Genomic DNA, 21,786 nt, shown 5'->3' with positions numbered 1-21,786 from the left:
CAATGTCGTAACTCTCGCTCGTACCCAGTCCGGCCCCTACCGCCAGTCGACTCGTGTGTGTCATGCGCTCGGCGTGCTCACCGAGCGGCCGACTGCGTGCTGCCTTCGATGAGGGCGAGTAGCAGCGGCCGTGGGATGAGGATGCGGCGGCCGATCCTGATGGACGGGAGTTCGCCGCGCTTGATGGCGGCGCTGATCGTTCGGGGGTCCACTCCCATGACGTCGGCGGTCTGCGTAAGCGTGAGTGCCGCGGCGGTGCTGCTGCGGAGCCATTCGAGGTCGAGTGCGGCGTCGGCGGCGAGGGTGACGGTTGTGTCGGGCACGGTTCTTCCTGTTCCTTGATGTGTTGGTCTGTGTTTCAATTACTACGTGAATTACCGCATCAAGCAAGGACTGCAATGGAGCGTATTTAAATGAGTCGGCCTCCAACTTCTGACTGGTCCGAGTCGCCGAACTACGACAAGCTGCAGGCCGCCGTGGACGCGGTCGCCGATCTACCCGCACTGAAACGAGTGCACGAACTGACGAAGGATGCACGCGGCAAGCCGGGTGCCGTGCAAGATGCGGCGATCTATCCGATCAGGATCACGGGCGAGGACCCGGCCGGGCTCGTCGAGAAACCCGGCGACCAGTACGTCATGGTGCGGCTCAACGGACACCCGGTCACGTACTACGTCCGCGCCGGACTGACCGACGACGGGCCGGTAGTCGTCTCGCTCGTCGTGGACTCGGGTGGCGGACACCTCACACACGACGGCCTACGGCGGATACCGCTCAAACGACTTGCGGCGGTTGCCGCCCGCCTGCACGTGAACCCGCGCGACGACCATGCGTCAGACCTCGTGCTGCCCGATCTACCCGCGGCCGACCTCGTGGCGAGGCCGGAGGCGGAGCCGAAGCGTAAGCGGGGGCGTCCGGGCAGGACACCGGAGCAACTGCGTGAGGTCGCGCGGATCGCGGAGCGGGCGAGGCGCGAGGGCGCTCCGATGCACCGCGCGGTCTCCGAAGAACTCCATCTCAGCGAGAGCACCGCGCGCCGAGCGATCCAACATGCGACCGACGCCGGATACCGCAAGCGGACGAGGCCGAGTCAGAAACCATCGAAGGAGAACGGGCAATGACTAAACGCAACGGTTCGAGTCGACGGCGGGGCGTCGGATCGATCACCAGCTACACGACGAAGGCGGGCACGCGTTGGCGATACCAACTGTGGGTGCCCGTCGACTGGGCGGACCCGGACGGCGGGCTGCGGCAGGTCGGTAAGGGCGGATTCACATCGGCGACCGACGCCGACGACGCGCTCGACGACGCGAAGGCGAAGCTGCGGGCGCGGCAGTCGTTCATAAAGAACGTCGCGACGGTCGCTGACTACGCCGACGCATGGATAGACGCCCGGCCGCTCGAACGGTCGACGACGAACGCGTACAAGCGGATCGTGAAGAACCACCTGCGGCCGTACAGGATCGGAAAGACTGCCGTCGACAAGGTGACTGCATCGATGATCGCGAGTCACTACGCCGGACTCCGGCGGACGGGCCGACGCGACGCCAAGGGTAGGGGCGAGGGGCTGTCGGAGAACAGCGTGAGCAAAGTCCACGCGCTCCTCTCGTCGCTACTCGACTCGGCTGTCGAGGACGGTCTGATGCCGGTCAACGTCGCGCGCCGCCGGGGTGTGGTCAACGCGCCGACCGGCCGAACGATTCGCGCCGGGAAGCCGGAGGTTCACGCGTGGACAGGCGCACAACTGCGGTCGTTCCTGCAGTGGTCGGCCCACACCGGCGACGTCCTTCACCCTCTGTGGACGCTCGCGGCCGGTACCGGGGCGCGCCGGTCGGAACTGCTGGCGTTGCAGTGGCGCGACGTCGACCTCGCGGCCGGTCAGGTGACGATCCGGCGGGCACTCGACACCGGTGCGCCGACGGGCACGACGAAGACCACGAAGACGGGCAGTGTGCGGACGGTCGACGTCGACGCCGAGACTATGCGTGTCGTGAAGGCCTGGCGTCGCGAGCTGGCCGCAGTGACGCTCGACCTGACCCGGCCGACGGCGTTCGTGTTCCCGAACGTGCAGACCGGCGGCGCGCGGTCACCGAACGAGGTGTCGCGCCGGTGGCGGACGCGGATCAAGAACGCGCGCGCCGAGCTGGGCGAGAACTCGCTACCGGCGATCCGGCTGCACGACGTCCGGCACACGCACGCGTCGATCCTCCTGTCGGCCGGTGTCCCGGTGCACGCGGTCGCTAAGCGGCTCGGGCACGCGACGCCGACGGTAACGCTGAACACGTACGCGCACGTCTTGGAAGGTGCTCAGCGGGACGCGGCCGACAAGTTCGCGGCGGCGGTCAACGGCGGCTGACGGAGCCCGCTATTGCATAGGTCGTTGCATAGGGGTCGAAATGGGACCGCCCGGCACCTGCGTTAGTGCAGGTACCGGGCAGTTTCCTATCGGCGGAGGATAGGGGATTCGAACCCCTGAGGGCGTTAACCCAACCCGCGTTCCAGGCGAGCGCCATAGGCCACTAGGCGAATCCTCCAGCACCAAGATGCTAACCGGTGCCGGCTACCGATCACAAAACGGGACCGCTACACTGGACGACGGATCCCGCGCGGCGTGCATCCTGTGAACTCCCCCAGGGCCGGAAGGCAGCAAGGGTCAACGGGCTCTCTCGGGTGCGCGGGATCCCCTTATTTCCAGGTGTTTACAAGTTGCAGCCGGGACTGGCCGGGACTGCGCGAGAGGTTCACGTTGAACTTTCACTCGATGAGTGTCGAAGAACTCCGCAACACCCGAAACGACCTGCAGAAGCGCTACGAGACGTTGTGCGCCGCAGGTCTGAAGCTGGATCTCACCCGAGGCAAGCCCGGAGCCGACCAACTGGACCTGTCCGCGCCGATGCTGTCCCTGCCGGGCGAGAACTACACCAGCCCGAACGGCACCGACTGCCGCAACTACGGCGGCGTCAGCGGCCTCCCCGAGCTCCGTGAGCTCTTCGGTGAACTCTTCGCGACCGGCACCGACCGCACGCTCGCACTCGGCAACGCCAGCCTCCAGGTGATGCACGACATCGTGGTGTTCTCCCTGCTGCACGGCAACGTCGACTCCGCGCGCCCCTGGTCGGCCGAACCCATCAAGTTCCTGTGCCCGGTCCCCGGCTACGACCGACACTTCGGGATCACCGAGCTGTACGGCATCGAGATGATCAACGTTCCGATGAACCCCAACGGCCCCGACGTCGAAGCCTGTGCCGCGCTCCTCGCCGACGACCCGTCGATCAAGGGCATGTGGTTGGTCCCCACCTATTCCAACCCGACCGGCTACACCGTCACCGACGACGTCGCTCGCCGCCTCCTCGCGCTCGACGCCGCACCCGACTTCCGCATCTTCTGGGACAACGCGTACGCCGTCCACACGCTCGTCGAGAACGCGCCCGCACCGCTGCCGATCCTCGATCTCGCGGCCGAAGCCGGCCACCCCGACCGCGTCTATGTGTTCGGCTCCACTAGTAAGATCACCTTCGCCGGTGCAGGCGTCGCCGCGTTCGCGTCGTCGAAAGCCAACCTCGACTGGTACGTCGAGCACATCTCGGCGGCCACCATCGGCCCCGACAAGCTCAACCAGCTGCGCCACCTGCAGTTCCTGGTCGACGCAGACGGCGTCCGTGCCCACATGGCACGTCACCGCGACATCATCGCGCCCAAGTTCCAGCTCGTCCTCGACATCCTCGACGACCGCCTCGGTGACGCGAAGATCGCATCCTGGACGACGCCGGAAGGCGGCTACTTCATCAGTCTCGACGTGGTCGACGGCACCGCAGCCCGCACCATCGAGCTGGCCAAGAACGCCGGGATCGCGCTCACCGCAGCCGGATCGGCCTTCCCGTACAAGACGGATCCGCACGATCGGAACATCCGCATCGCGCCCACCTTCCCGACCACCGACGAACTGCGTACAGCGATGGACGGGGTCGCGACCTGCGCTCTGCTGAGCGCGACCGAGGTTCTCCTCGACTCAGCGTAGGCGGACCATGTGAAGCTCGAACGGTCCACGCCCGCGCTCATCGGGTTCGTGGTCGCGGGGGCGCTGTCGCTGTGGCTGCAGTACCTGATCGTCCCCTACAGCACTCCGTACTGGGGCCTCTTCGACAACTTCCTCGACCTCGACGTCTACCGGGCCGGAGCGCAGGTGGTCCTCGACGGCGGCGACCTGTACGACGCGAAACTCCTCGGCCGGATGGACTTCACCTACGCACCGTTCTCGATGGTGCTGTTCATCCCGGTCGCACTGATGTCCGCGCCGGTCGCACACGCGGTGTGGTCGATCGGGATCTTCGTCGCGCTCTACCTGGTGATCGTCGTCGGATTCCGCAGCCTCGGCCACACGACGACGTGGCGGCTCCGCGCGATCGCGGTATCGCTCGTCGCCGCGTCGGCCCTCCTGGAACCCATCCGATCGACTATCTGGTTCGGACAGATCAACGTCTTCCTGATGCTGCTGATCGTCGCCGACCTCGTCCGGCCGGAAGGGAGCCGACTGCGGGGAGTCGGTGCAGGCCTCGCCGCAGGCATCAAACTGACGCCGATGCTGTTCGTCGTCTACTACGCGGCGCTCCGGCAGTGGAAGACAGCGATCGGCGTCGTCGCCGGATTCCTCGGCTCCGTGGTGCTCGGCTTTCTCGTGATGCCGCGTGCGTCATCGCGGTTCTGGTCCGACACGCTCTTCGACTCCAATCGGGTGTCGTCACCGCACACCGTCGGCAACCAGTCGGTCCGCGGCGCGATCGCCAACATAGCCGGGACCGACCACCCGAGCACCGTCGTGTGGATCGTGCTGGCGACGGCGGTCCTCGCACTCGTCATGGCGGCGGCCGTCCTGGCACACCGCCGTGGCCAGGAACTGCTCGCGATCACACTCGTCGGGATGGCTTCGTGCGCGGTGTCGCCGGTCGCCTGGGGCCACCACTGGGTGTGGGTTGTACCGCTGCTCGTCGTCGCCGTCCACCATGTGATCGACGGCGCGAGCCGGTGGCGTCGCGGGCTCGTCGCGCTGTTGACTGTCCTCGGCCTCCTCGCGACCGTCGCGTGGACGACGCACCTGGCCTACCCGATCTGGTACGCCAACCGCAGCGTCGAAGAGGCATACCTGACCGGGCTGTTCTTCAAACACAACGCCGACATCATCGGCTGGTTCGCGGTGCAGCCGTACAACGTGCTCCTCGTGGTCGTCGCGATCGCCACGATCGGCTTCTGTCTGCGCCCGCCCGCGACCATCGATCCGCCCGTCACCGCTGTCGGTGACCGCCGGTAGTGTGCACGTGTGGCCCTCTATCGCACGTATCGTCCGGCGACATTCGCCGAAGTCGTCGGCCAGGAACATGTCACCGAGCCGTTGAGTCGTGCTCTCGACTCCGGGCGCATCAACCACGCCTACCTGTTCTCGGGTCCGCGAGGATGCGGTAAGACGTCGTCGGCCCGCATCCTGGCGCGGTCCCTCAACTGCGTTCAGGGGCCGACATCCACCCCATGTGGCACGTGCTCGTCGTGTGTGTCCCTCGGCCCCGGCGGCCCGGGCAACCTCGACGTCGTGGAACTCGACGCGGCCAGCCACGGCGGCGTCGACGACACCCGCGACCTTCGCGACCGCGCCTTCTACGCCCCCGCCGAATCCCGCTATCGCGTCTTCATCATCGACGAGGCGCACATGGTCAGCTCGGCTGGCTTCAACGCGCTCCTCAAGATCGTCGAAGAGCCACCAGAGCACCTCATCTTCATCTTCGCGACCACCGAGCCTGAGAAAGTGCTCACCACCATCAAGTCGCGGACCCACCACTATCCGTTCCGGTTGCTGGCGCCGCCGGTGATGCGCGGCCTGCTCGAGAAGATCTGTGCGCAGGAGAACGTCACCGTCGCCTCCGAGGTGTTCCCGCTGGTGATCCGAGCGGGCGGCGGGTCACCGCGCGACTCGTTGAGCATCCTGGACCAACTGCTCGCCGGGGCGGGCGATGAGGGCGTCACCTACGATCGCGCGCTCAGCTTGCTCGGCGTCACCGACTCCGCATTGATCGACGCCGCAGTCGACGCGCTCGCCGCAGGCGACGGCGCCGCACTGTTCGGCGTCGTCGAGGACGTGGTCGATGCAGGACACGATCCGCGTCGCTTCGCCATCGACCTGCTCGACCGCTTCCGCGACCTGATCCTTCTCCAGGCAGTGCCCGACGCTGCCGAACGCGGACTCGTCGAAGCCCCCGACGACCAACTGGTCCGGATGAGGGCGGTCGTCGAGCATCTCGGTGCGGGCACGCTGACCCGCTACGCGGAGGTCGCGCACGCGTCACTCGGCGACATGCGGGGAACGACGTCGCCGCGGCTCCTCCTGGAAGTCATGTGTTCGCGCATGCTGCTGCCCGCGGTGTCTGCGGACGACGCCGCGCTGCTGCAGCGCATCGAGATGCTCGAACAACATCCCGCAGGCGCGGGATCCACGCCGACCGCCAAGGCGGCAACGCCGCCCCCGCCAGCTGCCGCCCCCGCACCCGACGGGCCGGCGCCGCGCTTCGTCCGGCCGTCGCAACGCAAAGCCGCCGAACAAGCCGACGAGGCGAAGGCTCCGACGGCAGAAGCCGAACAACCAGCGGGTGGACAAGCAGCACTCGAGCCTGAACCCGCGCCCGAGCCTGAACCGACACCCGTCGTTCGCGCCCCGGAGCCGACTGCGCCCGAACCCCCGCAGTCCGAGCCCCGGCGTCCTGAACCCCCGCAGCCCGAGCCTGAAGTTTCGGAACCGGAGGCTCACCCGACGGCTCCCCGACAACAAGAGGCTCCCGCTCCGCTAGCTGAGCGCGGACCGACTCGTCCCGAGCCTCCAGCGCAGCATGCTGTGCCGGAGGTGCATAGTGAGGCTGTCCCGGCAGCGCCTGTCGAGGCTGTGCCGGAGGCGTCGCAGAATCCGTACGACGACGTCCCACTGCCGCCTGAGCCGCCGACCGACGTGCCGCCGGAACCGTATGGCGTGGCACGGCGCGCGCCGGAGCCGACACCAGAACCCGTGGCAGAGCCTGAACCGGTGGCTGCGGGCCTGACGGTGCAGACGGTCTCGACGCGCTGGCCCGACATCCGGTCCGCGGTCCGCGCACAGAGCACCGTGCTCGAGGCGATGTTGTCGTCGGCGTCGGTGCATGACGTCGTCGGGACCGAGATCGTCCTCGGCCACCCGCACACCGCGCTCGTCGGCCGACTCTCCGACGAGCGCGGGCTGAGGACTCTCACGACCGCAGTCGTCGACGTGTTCGGCCCCGGGCACAGCGTCCGCGTCGTGCAGGCATCACCGGACACTCCGCCGCCGTCAGCGACGGCTCCAGCCGCCGAACCGCAGAGACGTCAGACGTTCACGCGTCCGAGCCGACCGCAGGAGGAGCAGGCTCCCGAACCGGAGCCTGAACCGGAACCCGAACCTGAATCGCTCACGGCTGACGAGGATCTGACCGACGCCGAACGCGCCGAGATGGTTGCGCAGGCGCACGACGCGAGCCCGGACCCTCGTCTCGACCCCCACCAGGTTGCGGTCGATCTGATGACGTCCGAGCTCGGCGCGCGTCCGCTCGAGTAGGGTCTTCTCGCCCTACCAGCAGATTCGCCCTACGGCTGCCACCACGGACGGAGCGGAAGCAGGTCGGCTTTGTCGTTAGGCAGCTTCGTCGCGAGCACGTGGTGCAGTTGGACGATGTCGCGTTCGAATCCGATCCGGCAGCCCGCCATGTACAGGCCCCACAGCCGGGCGGTGCCTTCGCCGACTTCGGCGACGGCCTCATCCCAGTTCTCGACGAGGTTGCGGTTCCAATGACGCAGCGTCATCGCATAGTGGCTGCGGAAGTTCTCTTCGTGCACCACCTCGAGGCCGGGCACGTTCTGCATCTTGGAGATGATCGTCCCGCTGCCGGTGAGCTCGCCGTCCGGGAACACGTAGCGGTCGATGAACGGGCCCGCCTTGCTGCGGGCGGCGTTGTCGGGCCGAGTGATCGAATGGTTGAGGATCATGCCGCCGTCGCGCACCTTGTCGCGCATGAACCCGAAGTACTTCGGGTAGTTGGCGACACCGATGTGCTCGGTGAGACCGATCGACGAGAGCGCGTCGAAGCCGGACTCGGCGACGTCGCGATAATCGCTGTGCCGGACCTCGCCGAACTCGGTGAGCCCCTCGTCGACGATCGCCTGCTGCGCCCACTGCGCCTGTTCCTTCGACAGCGTGACGCCGAGGGCGTGGACGCCGCGTCGCGCCGCGTAGCGGACCATGCCGCCCCAGCCGCAGCCGATGTCGAGGAGGCGGTCGCCCGGCTTTAGACGCAGTTTGTCGAAGATCAGGCGATACTTGTTCTCCTGGGCTTCCTCGAGGGTGGCGTCGCGATTCGGGTAGACGGCGCAGGTGTACGTCATCGACTCGCCGAGGACCAGTTCGTAGAATCGGTTCGAGACGTCGTAGTGGTAGCTGATCACCTCGGCGTCGCGGTCTTTGCTGTGCCGGAAGCCCTCGGCGAACCGACGCCAGCGGGGGAGGGACTCCTGCGGCGGCGGCGCGATCGGCTTGAAATGTTCGACGCCGAGGTCGCGGACGAGCTGCGCCATCTCCAATGGGCTGGGCTTGGTGAACTTGAGGTCGCCCGCCAACGCCTGCAACGTCTCGTACGGGTCGCCCGGATGGTTGCCGATCAACTCCAGGTCGCCTGCCACATAGGCGCGCGCCAGACCGAGATCGCCGGGCGCGGTCACCAGATAGGTGGTCCCGCGCGGCGTCTTCAGGTCAAGCCCGTATTCGGCGTCCGTCGGTCCGGCGGTACTGCCGTCGTACGCGGTGATTCGGACGTTGAGATCCTGGCCGACCAGTTTCTCGAAAATGTTGGCTAGTTTCACTTCTGCTTCACCGTCTTCTCATACAAGCCGAGGAGGCGTCCCTTCGGGTCGTACCGTGACTTCAGTTCGCGGTACGCGACGCCCCCGTACATTTCATAGAATTCGTCCTCAGGATAGAAGGATTCCGAGTACAGGGACTTGTGTCCACCGAGCTCGGCGACCTTCTTCTCGATCCGCCGATTGGTGTACCCGGGGTCACCGGGTGTGACGGGCACGGCGGACCAGAACCCGAAATTGACGTAGGTGCGGGCGCGCTCCAACGGGTACAGCGGCCACGGCTGCACGCTCGCTGAACCGTCGGGCGACGGCTCGGCTAAGCGCAGCGGGCACAACCAGATCGGCTCGATGGGGACTTCGGTCAGGAACCATTCGGCGAAGTCGGCGGCACGGTCTATCGGGACCTCGATGTCCTGGACGACGCGCTCGTTGGCGGGCAGACCCTTGCGGGCGTTGAGTCGGTCGCCGATGTTCCACCGATGGTCGTAGCCGATGAGCTTCCAGTAGAAGCTGCTGCGCAGATACTTCTTCGGCCAGAACCGTCGGATCTTCGGATTCTGTGCGCCGAACGCACGCGAACACCAGAACCAGTCGGTGTCCCACCGCCACAGGTAGTCGCGAATCGTCAGACGGTCACGCTTGGGGGTCTCGACGTCGTCGTGCTGGATCGATCGGTAGAAGATGTGGTCGTCGGTGTAGTCGCTGACCGGGCCACGGTCGTCGGTCTGCCGGCCCAGGACGAGATAGCTCTCGTCGGCGCTGAACACGACGCCGTCCAGATAGTCGACGGGTTCGCCCTGGTACTCGCGGTCGGACGAGATCGCCGTCATCGCGTCCTGCATGGCACGCAGATCGGTGAACCGGACGTGGCGCAGTTCGACGAATGGTTTGACCTCTTCGAGTGTGATCGCGAGTCGCACCGAATAGCCGAGCGTGCCGTAGGAGTTGGGGAACCCGAAATAGAGGTCGCGATACTCGTTGTCCGGTCGTGCGACGACGAGTTCACCTGCCCCGGTGAGGATCTCGATCTCCTGAACGGCTTCGTGGGGGAGTCCGCTGCGGAACGAGGTGCTCTCGATGCCCATCCCGGTCACGGCGCCGCCGAGGGTGATCGTCTTGAGCTGCGGCACGACGGTCGGGGCGAATCCGTAACGGAGGGTCGCGTCGACGAGGTTCTCGTACGTGCACATGCCTGCGACCTGCGCGGTGCGAGTCGTCGGGTCGACCGAGATCACTTTGCCGAGTCCCGAGACATCGAGTCCGGGGGTGTCAGTGTCGGCGCGTTTGCGGAACAGATTGGACGTCTTCTTCGCGAGCCGGACGGTCGAACCGTCGGGGATTCCCGCATAACTGGAGACGAGTCGCTCCACTCCTTCAGCGAACTCTGAGCCGCGGTATTCCAAACGATCGCCAGTCACAGAACCAGGCTAGCCCTAGCCCCAGTACCGTGGTTCACGCACGGGTTCCCACCTTCGACGGCGGGAGCATCGCACATTCATGAAGGAGTCACCCACTGTGGGACAGGTCACCGCTACCACCACCGTCGAGATCGGCGCACCGGCGCAGACGGTCTTCGCCGCTCTCGCCGATTACGCGCAGGTTCGTCCGACGATCCTGCCGGCCAACTACCGCGACTACCGCGTCGACGAAGGCGGACAGGGCGCGGGCACCGTCGTGCACTGGGTTCTACAGGCCACCGAGAAGCGTTCACGCGACGTCCTCGCCGACGTCACCGTCGCAGGCGACCGGATCACCGAGACTGACCGCAACTCGACGATGGTCACCACCTACACGGTGACATCGGTCGGCGACAGCGCACGAGTCGAGACCACCACCAGCTGGAAGGGTGCGGGCGGCATCGGCGGCTTCTTCGAGAAGACGTTCGCACCCAAGGGCCTTAACCGGATTCAGACCGAGCTGCTCGGCAACTTGAAGTCGCGCCTCGAGAAGTGATCTGAGCAGGAGAGGGCGCAGACGCGTCAAACCTCTGGCCACCCGGGACGGCGTCGACGCCACCCGGGTGGTTCTGCGTGCCGGAGATGCGCCGACGACCGTCGCCGAGACGTTGCTGCGGGCTCCGGTCCTGGCGGGCTGGACGCTCGACGACGTGATGCGGCGCGCCCAGGCGGGCGAGATCGTCGACGTCGACGGCGCGCCCATCGACCTGGACGCGCCCGTCGTCCGCCCGGCCCCCGTCTACCTCTACCGCGACCTGCCGTTCGAACCGCCGGTCCCGTTCGACATGCCGGTGCGCCACATCGACGACCGGTTGATCGTCGTCGACAAACCCCACTTCCTGGCGACGATGCCGCGCGGCGCGCACGTCACACAGACCGCGCTGGTGCGTCTGCGGCGCGAGTTCGGCGACGACGTGGCGCCCGTTCACCGGTTGGATCGGTTGACCGCGGGCGTCCTCTTGTTCACTCGACGCCCCGACGCGCGTGCCGCGTACCAGGACCTGTTCGCACAGCGTCGCGTGAGGAAGGAGTACCGGGCGCTCGCACCCGCAGACCCTGCGTTGGCAGACGGCGTGCGTGTGGAGAACCGCATCGAGAAGGACTCTGGCGACCTGCGTGCTCGCGTCGTCGACGGCGAGGTCAACGCAGTCAGCGACATCGCACTGGACTCGGTGCGCGCCGACGGCCTCGGCGTCTACCGTCTGCTGCCGGCGACCGGCCGCACACACCAACTGCGCCTGCACATGGCGGGGGTCGGGGTTCCAATCGTGGATGACCCGCTGTACCCGGAGGTCGATCGGGAACGAGTCGACGCCGCCGTCGACGACTTCTCCCGTCCGCTGAAGCTGCTCGCCTATGCGATCGAGTTCGACGACCCGTACACCGGAGTGTCGCGTCGGTTCGTGAGCGACTCGACGCTCTGACCGCCTACGGGCCCAGTCGCCCGACTGAGATGGACGCCGTCGCCCGTACCCTGCAGTCATGGCGATCTTCGGAACGTACGAGCGGCACAGCGACCTCGGATGCGAAGCCGTCGTCTTCCTCGACGAGGAGTCGGACGCGTGCGTGCAGTTGCAGCGGGACCTGCCGGGCGGGCCGCGCGCCGACGAATACTGTCTGACGACGGGAGCGAGCGCACCTGTGTACGGGGCCGTGACGCAGTGGCGCCGCGTCGGCGATCGATTCGAGTTCGCGCTGATCGGAAGGGCCGCACGACTGTTCGGCGACGAGGTCCTCTCCTTCGACGTCGTCACCGACGGTGAGGTGAGCGTCGATGAACTCGCCGAGCATGTTGAGCGACTGCTCCGCTGACGCGACCGACTATCGTGGACCCTGTGACTGACGCATTCGATCCCAGCTCCCTGCTCGGCGGTGGCGGCGATGACAACCCGATGTCCGGACTCCTCGCACAGGTGCAGGAGATGCAGGCCAAGGTGATCGCCGCGCAAGACGAGATAGCGAACACCGAAGTGACCGGACAGGCCGGGAACGGCCTGGTGACCGTGACCGGCAACGGCGTCGGCGAGGTGACCGGCGTCGAGATCTCGCGCGACGTCGTCGACCCGGACGACATCGACACTCTGCAGGACCTGATCGTCGGTGCACTCGCCGACCTCGCTCGTAACCGTGACACCGTCACCCAGGACAAGATGGGTCCGCTCGCAGGCGGACTACCTGGACTCGGCTGACCACTCATGTACGAAGGACCGATCCAGGACCTCATCGACCAGCTCGCGAAACTCCCCGGGCTGGGCCCGAAGGGCGCGCAACGCATCGCGTTCCATCTGCTGGCCGGCGAGACGACCGAGATCGATCGACTGACCGCGGCTCTGGGCAAAGTGCGCGACGACGTCACGTTCTGCGACGAGTGCGGCAACATCGCCGCCGACCGACTGTGCCGCATCTGCAGCGATTCGCGGCGAGACGCGACCAAGATCTGCGTCGTCGAAGAGCCCAAGGACATCTACGCGATCGAACGGACCCGGGAGTTCGACGGCCGGTACCACGTCCTCGGCGGTGCACTCGATCCGCTGTCGGGCATCGGCCCCGACCAATTGCGGATCCGGGAACTCCTCAAGCGTCTCGCCGAACAGTCCGACGGTTCGGTGGTCGGCGAGATCATCGTCGCCACCGATCCGAACACGGAAGGCGAAGCGACCGCAACATACCTGCTTCGCATGCTCAAAGACTTTCCCGGTCTGTCGGTGACACGACTCGCATCCGGTCTGCCGATGGGCGGCGACCTCGAGTTCGCCGACGAACTGACGCTCGGCCGCGCACTGTCCGGTCGCCGCATCCTGGTCTGACCGGTGTTGGACGACTGGACGCACCGGTGGGCCCGGCTCGCCGACGAGGTCGCGGTGCGCGACGGTCTCACCGCAGGACTGATCGCGATCGACGGCCGCTCCGGTTCGGGCAAGAGCACGTTCGCCGCCGAACTCGTCCGCGCACTCGCCGATCGTGGACGCAAGTCCGTTCTCATCAGCACCGACGAGTTCGCGACCTGGGACGATCCAGTGTCGTGGTGGCCGGAACTCGAACGTGACGTGCTTCGCGCGTTCGAGCGCCGCCACGACTACGTGTACCGGCCGCGCGTCTGGGTGGACGGGGTGCCCGAGATCGGTCCGTCGGTGTGGATCCGCTGGCAGCCGTTGCTCATCGTCGAAGGCGTCACCGCGGCGCGGCGAGCCGTCGCCGACGAACTGACCGCCGCGTACTGGATCGACGGTCCGTCCGCGCAGGAGCGGTTGGAGCGGACCATCATGCGCGACGGCGAGCCCGCTCGACGGCATCTCGCTGCCTGGCAGCAGTTCGAGGACGGTTGGTTCGCCGTGGACGGTGCGCGTGAGCGTTGCCGGGTTATCGGCTAGTGCCCGAACCCTGATGCGGTATATGTAGTTCGAACAATCGACCCGCCATTCGACCTGTGTCACGAGGAGTGATCCCCGTCTTCCGCTCAATCCGTTGTGCAGCCGCGACCGTCGGCGCCTCCGCCATCGCTGCAGGGCTCCTCGTCCCAGGGATCCTCGCTCCAGTACCCGCAGCAGCGGACGCCGCACCGCACGCCCTCGCGTGGGGTGCGTGCGACCCGATCCACGGGGCATCGCCGGACACCCAGTGCGCGACGCTGCAGGTTCCCCGCGACTACGCCGAACCGAACGGCCCGCAGATCTCGATCACCATCAGTCGTATTCCGGCGACCGGAGCCAAACGTGGTGTGCTGGTCGGCAATCCGGGCGGACCCGGAGGCGACGGCATCAGCATGTTCACCGCGAGCTCGCCGTCCACCGAGATCCGGCAGGAATGGGATCTCGTCGCCGTCCAACCGCGCGGCCTCCTCGGCTCGACCCCGGTGAAATGCGATCGCGTCGACGCATCAGACGCGTCCGGTGGGGCCGGAGCCCTCAACCGCGACCGGTGCGAGAAGAACACGCCCGGATACACCAAGACGTTGACGACTGCGACCAACGCGCGCGACATCGAACAGGTGCGACGCGCCCTCGGCGTCGACAAGGTCAGCCTGTACGGGATCTCGTACGGGACGTGGCTGATGTCGACCTATGCGACGCTGTTCCCGTCCCACACCGACCGCCTCGTCCTCGACTCCGCGATGGACCCGAAACGCGCATGGGGCCAGCTCCTCCAAGACCAGACATCGGGGTACAAGGCTCGTGCGCACGCCATGATGGCGTGGATCGCCGACCACGACGACGTGTACCACCTTGGGAAGACGCCGCTGAGTGTGTACCAGCGGTGGAGCGCCCAGGTGGAGCGAGAAGCGGGTGTGCCGCCGTCGTTCAGCGCTCCGCCCGCCCGCGTCGGTGACGTGCCTGCAGGCTTGAAGACCATTGCGCAGCAGTACATCGCCGGCGTGAACCTGACCGCCGACGCGCGAGCTCGCATCGAGAATCTCGTCGCGACATTGACGACAGGCAAGGTGCAGGCGACGTCGCCGCTGCTCGGGATGACCCGCCAGGTGGCGCCGAGCCGCAACTACTGGCCGATGGTCGCGCAGCGGATGACCGGCAAGAGCAGGCAGGGCAAGCTCCCCGCCGACGTGGCAGAGATGGTCACCAACTCGCAGGACATGCAGTCGATCATGCTGTGCAACGAGGACTGGTCGGCCAAGGACCCGTTCCTGGCCCCGGCCGCGATGATGCAGACCCTCGTCACCGGCGACATCTTCGAGACGGCCGGGCTGACGTTCGGGTCAGGGATCGGCTGTGCAGGCGCCGCGCCCGTCACCACGCGGATCCCGCTGCGCAACAAACTCTCCGTGCAACCGCTGCAGATCCAGAGCATCGGCGACCCGCAGACCCCGTACCGCGCGTCGATGGCGACCCGAAAAGCGATGGGCGCACACCTGATCACCGTCGGCGGCGGCGACCACGGACAGCTCGGACGGTCGAACAAACCGCTCGACGCCGCGACCGCCCAGTATCTGCGGACCGGTCGCACCAACGTGACGTCGGTGCCGCAGGCTCCGATCACGACCTCGCTGACCCAGGCTCCCTGACACTCGCGCGTCCTCTGCTGGGCCACGCCGACCGAGTCGGCGCCGCCGCGACACTACCGCCCGACAGCGAGCCTCTCGCGGCGCAGCCTGTCCACCTGCGGCAGATCGAGCGGAGCCAGTTCGGAACCGGTCGCCCTCGCCAGGAGATAGTCGGCGAACTCGGGATTCCGGGCGAGCAGCGGGCCATGCATGTACGTGCCGATCACACTGCCCTGGACGACACCCTCGACCGCATCGCCGCCGCCGTTGCCGACCCCGTGCCGCACCCTCCCGAGGGGCTTGGCAGCCGCACCGAGAGCCGTCTCGCCGCGGTGGTTCTCAAAACCCGACAGCGGCTGGGTGAGCCCGTCGAGACACGGGGCGGTGATGAGCTCGCCGATCGCGCGGACCTCGCGGGGCGACGTCGTCACATCGAACATGCTGATGCCCGACACACGCTCGCCCGACGACGTCTCGTACCAGTGGCCGAGCACCTGGATCGCCGCGCAGATCGCGAGGACAGGCGTGCCCTTCTCCGCAGCACGCTGCAGCCCCGGATGATCGGAGAGATGACGAGTGGCCAGTCGTTGCGCGGCGTCCTCGGCTCCGCCGAGCGTGTACACGTCCAACGAGTCGGGGACGTCGTCGTCCAACGTCAATTCGACGATCTCAGCGTCGATGCCGCGCATCCGGGCCCGCTGACGCAGAACCAGGGCGTTGCCGCCGTCGCCGTACGTGCCCATGACGTCCGGCAGCACCAGACCGATCCGCAGACTCGACTCACTCATCGCTGATCCTCTCCTGCCCGGCGGCGTGTCGATTGGGCCCGCTCGCTTCGCTCCCGGCGCCCTGTCGATTGGGCCCGCTCGCTTCGCTCCCGGCGCCCGCGCGATCCAACGCGATCGCCAGATCACGGAACGCCGTGTAATTCGCCAGGACTTCGACTCGACCCGGCGGACACGACCTGATCGCCGCCAACGGATCGTCGACCACCGTGTGCTCGGCGCCCGCGTACAGCAGGCGGACCGACAGGTCCGCCGACCGTTCACCGGCCGCGATCACCGTCGTGTTCTCGAACGCCTCGAACCGCACGTCCCACAGCCACGACAGATCCTCACCGTCGGGAACCTGTCCGTTCACTGCGATCACCAGACTGTCGGCGTCCTCGTCGATCATCGACAACGCCTCCTGCCATCCGGCCGGATTCTTCGCCAACAGGGTGCGGACCCGGTGGTCTCCGAGACGCACCACGCCGTACCGGCCTGCGATCTCGCCGACCGTGCCCACCGCACGGGCCGCAGCAACCGGATCGACACCCATCGCGACGGCCGTCGCGACCGCTTGCGTCGCATTCCCGCGGTTCGCGCGGCCCGGCACCTTCAACGTGAGCGGCGCCTGGAAACCGTCGGGACCGTAGACGTTGTCGTCGTCGAACCACCAGCGCGGCGTCGGACGGCGGAACGCCTCGTCGCCGCTGGAGAACCAGTCGTCACCGCGCCGGATGATCGGCTCGCCCGACCGCGGGCAACCGACGGAATCGCCGACCCAGCCCGCACCGGCCGCGACCCAGACGACATTGCGCGAATCGAACGCGGCCGACGCGACGAGGACGTCGTCGCAGTTGGCGACGATCACCGCGTCCGGGTGGGCGGCGACCGCCGCACGGAGTCGACGCTCGATCACATTGATCTCGCCGACACGGTCGAGCTGATCGCGCGAGAGATTCAGCAGCGTGATCACCGTCGGCGACGTGCTGTCCGCGACCTGCGGCACATGCAGTTCATCCACTTCGAGCGCGGCGAGCGGCGCGTCCTGGTGGAGGCTGAGGGTCGCGATGATCCCCGCATCCATGTTGGCGCCGTCGTCCTGGGTTGCGACCTCGCCGAGCGTGGCCAGCGCGGCCGCAGTCATCCGGGTGGTCGTCGACTTTCCGTTCGTGCCCGTCACCAAAGCAGTCTTCTTACCTGCGGCGAGACGGCGCATGATCTGCGGATCGATCTTCTCGGCGATGAGCCCGCCGATCATCGATCCCTTACCGCGACCGGCGGTGCGCGACGCCCACCGTGCGGAGGCTGCGGCGGCGAGCGCGGCGCGAGTGCGAAGCGGTAGACGCGTTGCTGCTGGCATTCCACGAGTTTCCCACACCCGGCCGCGCACGCTCGGGACGCGTCGTGTGACGGCCCCGACAGGGTAGTGCGACAGGGCGAGTCGACGTTTCTACCCGCCAGACGCCGTTTGCGGAACTACGCTGACTCGAGGTCCAACGACGAGACGGGGAATGAGAATGGCGGAGGGCGGAGCGATCCCAGAGGTTGAGTCGATCCACGGAGACGGCGAACCAAACGCGAAGGGCGTCGTACGGATCGCATCGGTTGCCGCACTCGGCGGGCTCCTGTTCGGGTACGACAGCGCCGTCATTAACGGTGCCAACTCGTCGATCAAAGACCACTTCGGGGTCGGCGACCTCTATCTGGGTTTCGCTGTCGCCTCGGCGCTGCTCGGTGCGGCCGCCGGCGCGATGCTCGCCGGACGAATCGCCGACCGGATCGGCCGCCTGCGCGTCATGAAGATCGCGGCGGTGTTCTTCCTCGTCAGCTCGTTCGGCGCAGGCCTCGGCGACCTGGTTGTCGACGACCTGTGGACGCTCGTCTTCTTCCGGGTGATCGGCGGTGTCGGTGTCGGCATCGCGTCGGTCATCGCCCCCGCGTACATCGCAGAGACGTCACCCGCACGGCTTCGCGGCCGGCTCGGCTCACTGCAACAGATGGCGATCGTCCTCGGCATCTTCGCGTCGCTGCTCATCGACTGGCTGCTCGCGCATTTCGCAGGCGGCGCGGGCGAAGACCTGTGGCTGGGCCTGGAGGCGTGGCGGTGGATGTTCATCGTCATGGCGATCCCCGCCGTCGTTTACGGGGTGCTCGCCAGCACCATCCCCGAATCGCCGCGCTACCTGATCTCGCAGCACAAGATCCCCGAAGCTCGGCGAGTGCTCACGAAGCTGCTCGGCGAACACGATCTGGAGATCACAATCGACCGGATTCAGACGAGCGTCGCCACCGAACGGAAATCGTCCTGGCGTGACCTGATCCGGCCGACCGGCGGCGTGTACCCCATCGTGTGGGTCGGTCTGCTGCTGTCGGTCTTCCAGCAGGCCGTCGGGATCAACGTGATCTTCTACTACTCCAACATCCTGTGGGAAGCAGCTGGATTCGACGAGAGCCAATCGTTCCTGATCAGCGTCATCACCTCCGTTACCAACGTGCTCGTCACCATCATCGCGATCGCGCTCGTCGACAAGATCGGGCGCAAACCGCTCTTGCTGATCGGCTCGACCGGCATGACCGTCTCACTTGGCACGATGGCGGTCTGCTTCGCGACGGCCGACGTCGTGGACGGCAACCCGGTGCTCGGCGACGTCGCCGGACCGATCGCGTTGGTCGCCGCGAACCTGTTCGTCGTCTTCTTCGGGATGAGTTGGGGACCGGTCGTCTGGGTGCTCCTCGGCGAGATGTTCCCGAACCGCATCCGCGCCGCGGCGTTGAGCTTGGCAGCCGCTGGGCAGTGGGCGGCGAACTGGGCGGTGACGATCTCGTTCCCCGGCCTCAAGTCGTTCAACCTCGGCGTGGCGTACGGCCTCTACACGATCTTCGCGGTGCTGAGTCTGCTCTTCGTCGCCAAGTTCGTGAAGGAGACGAAGGGCAAGACTCTCGAGGACATGGACGAGATGGCGGGCATCAGGTGACCGCCGTCACCGACCGTGTCAATGTCTGGTGATAGGTTCTCGGGTGTGAGCCGCGCAACGTCGATCAACCTGTCCCTGCAAGGCCGTGTCCAGCGGTCGGCGATGAGAGTCCTCGCGAAGACGCCGCTCGGCGTCCTCCAGCGCCGGACACGAGTCAACGCCGACGGCGAGCGACTCCTGCCCGAGATCGCCGTCGTCGCCTTCGCGTCGCGACACGTGCCCGGCGCGGCGCTGATGAACGGGAGCGTCGGCGCGTCCCGCGTGACACTCGACGAAGCGTCGGCGGCGATGGCAGAGGACTTCCCGCCGTTCGCGATCGAGGAGGACCTCGAGATCCCGTCGCCCGACGGTCCGATCTCGGCGACCTGGTACCGCGTCGAGGCGAAGGGCGCGCGCGGGCTCATCGTGTTCCTGCACGGCGGAGGGTTCGTCGTCGGCAGCCGTGCCAGCCACGATTCGCTGGTTCGCGCACTTGCGGTGGCCTCGGGCGCCGATGTGCTGTCGATCGACTACCGTCTCGCCCCCGAGCACGTGTTTCCCGCCGCGGTCGACGACTGTGTCGCAGCGTTCCGTTTCGCCGTCGAGAAAGCCGCAGACTGGGGCCTCGATCCCCGGAAGATCGTCGTCGCGGGCGATTCGGCAGGCGGCAACCTCAGTACTGTTGTCGCGCAGCAGGTGCGGGACGACGCAGTCGTGCCGTGCCTTCAACTGCTGATCTACCCGGCGGTCGACCTGTCGACGAAGCGCCCGTCCGTCCACGAGTTCAGCGAGGGGCTCTTCCTGACCGAGGCCGACATGGACTTCTTCACGGCCACCTACCTGCCGTCTCCCGAGATGCTCGACGATCCGCGGGCCACCCCGTTGAAGGGCGACCTCGCCGGGCTGGCGCCCGCGCACATCGTGGTCGCGGGGTTCGACCCGCTGCGTGATGAAGGCCTCGAATACGCTGCAGCACTCGAACGCGCGGGCGTCGAGGTGACTCTCGAACGCGTCGGCGGCATGATCCACGGCTTCGCCAACATGGGGTTGATCAGCCCGACGGCCCGCGCAGTCGTCGGCCGCATGGCCGACGCCGCAGCCCGCGCCATGGACGCGGTGAACTGAGGCCCACCCGGTACTGCTGCGCACGATTGGGTCACCCAGAAATACGGGCAATGCAGGGGTCGCCGAGGGCGTATTTCCCTCGGGGACCCCTGCAGTGCCCGAATAGCGAGTGCCGGTCGCTACAGAGTGACGGCCACGCGCGGCATCGACTGCGCGATCACCGCGCCCACTGCGAGGAGCGCGATCATGGCGAGCATCGCCGCGCGATAGGCCGCGTCGAACCCCGACGACTCCGCGACGGTGGAGTAGACAGTGCCGATCACTGCGGCGCCGACCGCGACCGACAACGCCTGCACCGTGTTGAACACTCCCGATGCGGCACCCGCCTGTTCGACCGGCACGTCGTTGAGGACAAGGAGTCCGGCAGCGCCGACGATCAGGCCGAACCCGAGGCCGGCGACGATCAGTGCGACGGTGAACCAGAACGCCGGATGCGCCGACCCGTTCGCGACGATCATCGACGTGATCCCGGTGATGAGGACCACGGCGCCGACCTGAAGAACATGCTTTCCGAACCGTTGGGCCAGAACGGTCGCCGACAGGCCCGCCGCGAGTGGGACCGCGATCGAGAACGGAATCCACATGAGACCCGTGTGCAGCACTGACCAGCCGTGGGCGAGTTGCATGTGCAGGGATTGGACGAGGAAGTAGCCGCCGGTCGGGATGAACAGTGCCGCGAACGCGAGCACGCCGTTGCGGAACGAAACGGTCGCGAACACCGACGGCGGAACCATCGGCACCGCGCCCGCCCGCTCAGTGGCGACCTGTCGGTAAGCGAAGACGCCCAGCCCCGCGACACCCGTCGCGATGACCACGAAACCCCAGGCAGGCCAGTCGGATTCCGGTCCGAGAGTGATGGGAGCCATGATCGCGGCGAGGGAACCGCCGAGCAGGGCGACCGATCCGAGGGTGATCGGTGCAGGTCTATCCGCCCGAGTCTCCGGGATGAAGACCAGCGCCGCGATTACGGCGATCACGGCGATCGGCACGTTGATCAGGAACACCGGGCGCCACGACATGCCGAACCAGTCGCCGTCCGTGATGACCGCACCCAGGACAGGTCCGGCGACCGCTGCGATGCCGATGATCGACGTGAACAGACCCATCGCGCGGCCGCGTTCGGCCGGTGGGTACAACACCTGGATGTTGGTCAGGACCTGTGGCACCATGAGCGCGGCCGCGGCGCCCTGCACGAGCCGGAACACGACCAGCTGTTCCGGTGTACCGGCGACGCCACACGCAAGCGACGCCGCACCGAATGCCACCAGCCCCAGCACGAACAGTCGGCGACGCCCGAACTGGTCGCCGAGCCGCGCGCCGAGGACCAGTCCTACCGCGTAGGCCAGCGGATAACCGGCGACGATCCACTGCAACGACGTCGCGGACGCGCCGAGATCGTCGGCGATGGTGTGCAATGCGACGTTGACGACCGTCGCATCCATGAGTTCCATGAACGACGCGGCCAACAGGCAGACGAGGGCGATCGTCCGCGCTCGTCCGCCGATCGCCGGGGAATGGTCGGGTGGCGAATCGGTTGTGACGGTATCTACGGTGGTGGACATCGGCCGCTCCTGACGTGGTGTTCGGAT

The 21,786-nt window shown here is 67.1% G+C and carries 20 protein-coding genes, 1 tRNA gene and 1 other RNA gene; 15 read left to right on the top strand and 7 right to left on the bottom strand.

Annotation, left to right across the window (positions count from 1 at the left end; genetic code table 11):
* Positions 1 to 77 precede the first annotated feature (77 nt).
* A complete protein-coding gene (locus L5G33_RS09715; RefSeq protein ID WP_236997971.1) occupies positions 78 to 323 on the bottom strand; it encodes a helix-turn-helix domain-containing protein in 246 nt (81 codons plus the stop codon).
* Between the two features lie 90 nt (positions 324 to 413).
* Here L5G33_RS09715 and L5G33_RS09710 point away from each other — a divergent pair, with 90 nt between their 5' ends.
* Positions 414 to 1,121, top strand: a complete 708-nt coding sequence (locus L5G33_RS09710) for a hypothetical protein (protein WP_236997970.1) — start codon at positions 414 to 416, stop codon at positions 1,119 to 1,121.
* The gene (locus L5G33_RS09705; RefSeq protein WP_236997969.1) at positions 1,118 to 2,356 is read left to right on the top strand and encodes a tyrosine-type recombinase/integrase; all 1,239 of its coding nucleotides are present in this window, start codon (positions 1,118 to 1,120) and stop codon (positions 2,354 to 2,356) included. The genes L5G33_RS09710 and L5G33_RS09705 overlap by 4 nt, the downstream gene beginning before the upstream one ends.
* A gap of 93 nt (positions 2,357 to 2,449) precedes the next feature.
* Here L5G33_RS09705 and L5G33_RS09700 read toward each other — a convergent pair.
* Positions 2,450 to 2,534 (bottom strand) — tRNA-Ser (locus L5G33_RS09700).
* 60 nt (positions 2,535 to 2,594) lie between these two features.
* Here L5G33_RS09700 and ffs point away from each other — a divergent pair.
* The 4 genes from ffs to L5G33_RS09680 all read left to right on the top strand — a co-directional run bounded on the left by ffs (position 2,595) and on the right by L5G33_RS09680 (position 7,603).
* Positions 2,595 to 2,689, top strand: an RNA gene (ffs, locus tag L5G33_RS09695) — signal recognition particle sRNA small type.
* Positions 2,690 to 2,746: 57 nt separating this feature from the next.
* Positions 2,747 to 4,018 carry an aspartate aminotransferase type Ic gene (locus L5G33_RS09690; RefSeq protein ID WP_236997968.1) on the top strand — a complete coding sequence of 424 codons (1,272 nt, stop codon included), beginning with the start codon at positions 2,747 to 2,749 and terminating at the stop codon, positions 4,016 to 4,018.
* Between the two features lie 9 nt (positions 4,019 to 4,027).
* Positions 4,028 to 5,305 (top strand): glycosyltransferase 87 family protein, encoded by a 1,278-nt coding sequence (locus L5G33_RS09685; RefSeq protein ID WP_236997967.1) that lies wholly within the window; start codon positions 4,028 to 4,030, stop codon positions 5,303 to 5,305.
* Positions 5,306 to 5,314: 9 nt separating this feature from the next.
* The gene (locus tag L5G33_RS09680; protein ID WP_236997966.1) at positions 5,315 to 7,603 is read left to right on the top strand and encodes a DNA polymerase III subunit gamma and tau; all 2,289 of its coding nucleotides are present in this window, start codon (positions 5,315 to 5,317) and stop codon (positions 7,601 to 7,603) included.
* A gap of 29 nt (positions 7,604 to 7,632) precedes the next feature.
* Here the strand turns inward: L5G33_RS09680 and L5G33_RS09675 are convergent, their stop codons facing one another.
* Together L5G33_RS09675 and L5G33_RS09670 are read right to left on the bottom strand one after the other, a co-directional pair.
* Positions 7,633 to 8,901: a class I SAM-dependent methyltransferase gene (locus L5G33_RS09675; RefSeq protein WP_236997965.1), complete on the bottom strand. Its 1,269-nt coding sequence runs from the start codon at positions 8,899 to 8,901 to the stop codon at positions 7,633 to 7,635.
* Complete coding sequence (locus tag L5G33_RS09670; protein ID WP_236997964.1) at positions 8,898 to 10,316, bottom strand: FAD-binding oxidoreductase; 1,419 nt, start codon at positions 10,314 to 10,316, stop codon at positions 8,898 to 8,900. The genes L5G33_RS09675 and L5G33_RS09670 overlap by 4 nt, the downstream gene beginning before the upstream one ends.
* 97 nt (positions 10,317 to 10,413) lie before the next feature.
* Between L5G33_RS09670 and L5G33_RS09665 the strand changes: the two genes are divergently transcribed.
* The 7 genes from L5G33_RS09665 to L5G33_RS09635 all read left to right on the top strand — a co-directional run bounded on the left by L5G33_RS09665 (position 10,414) and on the right by L5G33_RS09635 (position 15,372).
* Positions 10,414 to 10,851, top strand: coding sequence for an SRPBCC family protein (locus L5G33_RS09665; protein WP_236997963.1), 438 nt, complete (start codon positions 10,414 to 10,416; stop codon positions 10,849 to 10,851).
* A 67-nt stretch (positions 10,852 to 10,918) separates the two neighbouring features.
* Complete coding sequence (locus L5G33_RS09660) at positions 10,919 to 11,779, top strand: pseudouridine synthase (protein WP_236997962.1); 861 nt, start codon at positions 10,919 to 10,921, stop codon at positions 11,777 to 11,779.
* 58 nt (positions 11,780 to 11,837) lie between these two features.
* Entirely contained in the window at positions 11,838 to 12,167 is a 330-nt protein-coding gene (locus tag L5G33_RS09655) for a hypothetical protein (RefSeq protein WP_236997961.1), read from the top strand.
* 23 nt (positions 12,168 to 12,190) lie between these two features.
* The gene (locus L5G33_RS09650; protein ID WP_236997960.1) at positions 12,191 to 12,544 is read left to right on the top strand and encodes a YbaB/EbfC family nucleoid-associated protein; all 354 of its coding nucleotides are present in this window, start codon (positions 12,191 to 12,193) and stop codon (positions 12,542 to 12,544) included.
* A 6-nt stretch (positions 12,545 to 12,550) separates the two neighbouring features.
* Positions 12,551 to 13,162: a recombination mediator RecR gene (gene recR, locus L5G33_RS09645; RefSeq protein WP_236997959.1), complete on the top strand. Its 612-nt coding sequence runs from the start codon at positions 12,551 to 12,553 to the stop codon at positions 13,160 to 13,162.
* 6 nt (positions 13,163 to 13,168) lie between these two features.
* Positions 13,169 to 13,726, top strand: a complete 558-nt coding sequence (locus L5G33_RS09640) for a uridine kinase family protein (RefSeq protein WP_236998217.1) — start codon at positions 13,169 to 13,171, stop codon at positions 13,724 to 13,726.
* 68 nt (positions 13,727 to 13,794) lie between these two features.
* Positions 13,795 to 15,372, top strand: coding sequence for an alpha/beta fold hydrolase (locus L5G33_RS09635; protein WP_236997958.1), 1,578 nt, complete (start codon positions 13,795 to 13,797; stop codon positions 15,370 to 15,372).
* 53 nt (positions 15,373 to 15,425) lie between these two features.
* On the opposite strand, the gene L5G33_RS09630 is transcribed toward L5G33_RS09635, so the two are convergent.
* Both L5G33_RS09630 and L5G33_RS09625 read right to left on the bottom strand, forming a co-directional pair.
* Positions 15,426 to 16,139: a type 1 glutamine amidotransferase gene (locus tag L5G33_RS09630; protein ID WP_236997957.1), complete on the bottom strand. Its 714-nt coding sequence runs from the start codon at positions 16,137 to 16,139 to the stop codon at positions 15,426 to 15,428.
* On the bottom strand, positions 16,132 to 17,478 hold the full coding sequence (locus tag L5G33_RS09625) for a MurT ligase domain-containing protein (protein WP_236997956.1): 1,347 nt from the start codon (positions 17,476 to 17,478) through the stop codon (positions 16,132 to 16,134). Before L5G33_RS09625 ends, L5G33_RS09630 begins: the two co-directional genes overlap by 8 nt.
* Before the next feature lie 157 nt (positions 17,479 to 17,635).
* Here L5G33_RS09625 and L5G33_RS09620 point away from each other — a divergent pair, with 157 nt between their 5' ends.
* A complete protein-coding gene (locus tag L5G33_RS09620) occupies positions 17,636 to 19,093 on the top strand; it encodes a sugar porter family MFS transporter (RefSeq protein WP_236998216.1) in 1,458 nt (485 codons plus the stop codon).
* Between the two features lie 45 nt (positions 19,094 to 19,138).
* Complete coding sequence (locus L5G33_RS09615) at positions 19,139 to 20,197, top strand: alpha/beta hydrolase (protein WP_236997955.1); 1,059 nt, start codon at positions 19,139 to 19,141, stop codon at positions 20,195 to 20,197.
* 119 nt (positions 20,198 to 20,316) lie between these two features.
* Here the strand turns inward: L5G33_RS09615 and L5G33_RS09610 are convergent, their stop codons facing one another.
* Positions 20,317 to 21,759 (bottom strand): MFS transporter, encoded by a 1,443-nt coding sequence (locus L5G33_RS09610; RefSeq protein ID WP_236997954.1) that lies wholly within the window; start codon positions 21,757 to 21,759, stop codon positions 20,317 to 20,319.
* Between the last annotated feature and the right edge of the window lie 27 nt (positions 21,760 to 21,786).

The organism is Gordonia liuliyuniae, from assembly GCF_021738805.1.
Classification (GTDB): Bacteria; Actinomycetota; Actinomycetes; order Mycobacteriales; family Mycobacteriaceae; genus Gordonia; species Gordonia liuliyuniae.
This window is presented reverse-complemented; position numbering and strand designations above follow the sequence as displayed.

Coding starts and splice junctions, on each gene's coding strand:
- L5G33_RS09705 (WP_236997969.1), top strand. CDS start 1,118: ATGACTAAACGCAACGGTTCGAGTCGACGGCGGGGCGTCGGATCGATC.
- recR (WP_236997959.1), top strand. CDS start 12,551: ATGTACGAAGGACCGATCCAGGACCTCATCGACCAGCTCGCGAAACTC.
- L5G33_RS09610 (WP_236997954.1), bottom strand. CDS start 21,759: ATGTCCACCACCGTAGATACCGTCACAACCGATTCGCCACCCGACCAT.
- L5G33_RS09655 (WP_236997961.1), top strand. CDS start 11,838: ATGGCGATCTTCGGAACGTACGAGCGGCACAGCGACCTCGGATGCGAA.
- L5G33_RS09630 (WP_236997957.1), bottom strand. CDS start 16,139: ATGAGTGAGTCGAGTCTGCGGATCGGTCTGGTGCTGCCGGACGTCATG.
- L5G33_RS09620 (WP_236998216.1), top strand. CDS start 17,636: ATGGCGGAGGGCGGAGCGATCCCAGAGGTTGAGTCGATCCACGGAGAC.
- L5G33_RS09625 (WP_236997956.1), bottom strand. CDS start 17,478: ATGCCAGCAGCAACGCGTCTACCGCTTCGCACTCGCGCCGCGCTCGCC.
- L5G33_RS09710 (WP_236997970.1), top strand. CDS start 414: ATGAGTCGGCCTCCAACTTCTGACTGGTCCGAGTCGCCGAACTACGAC.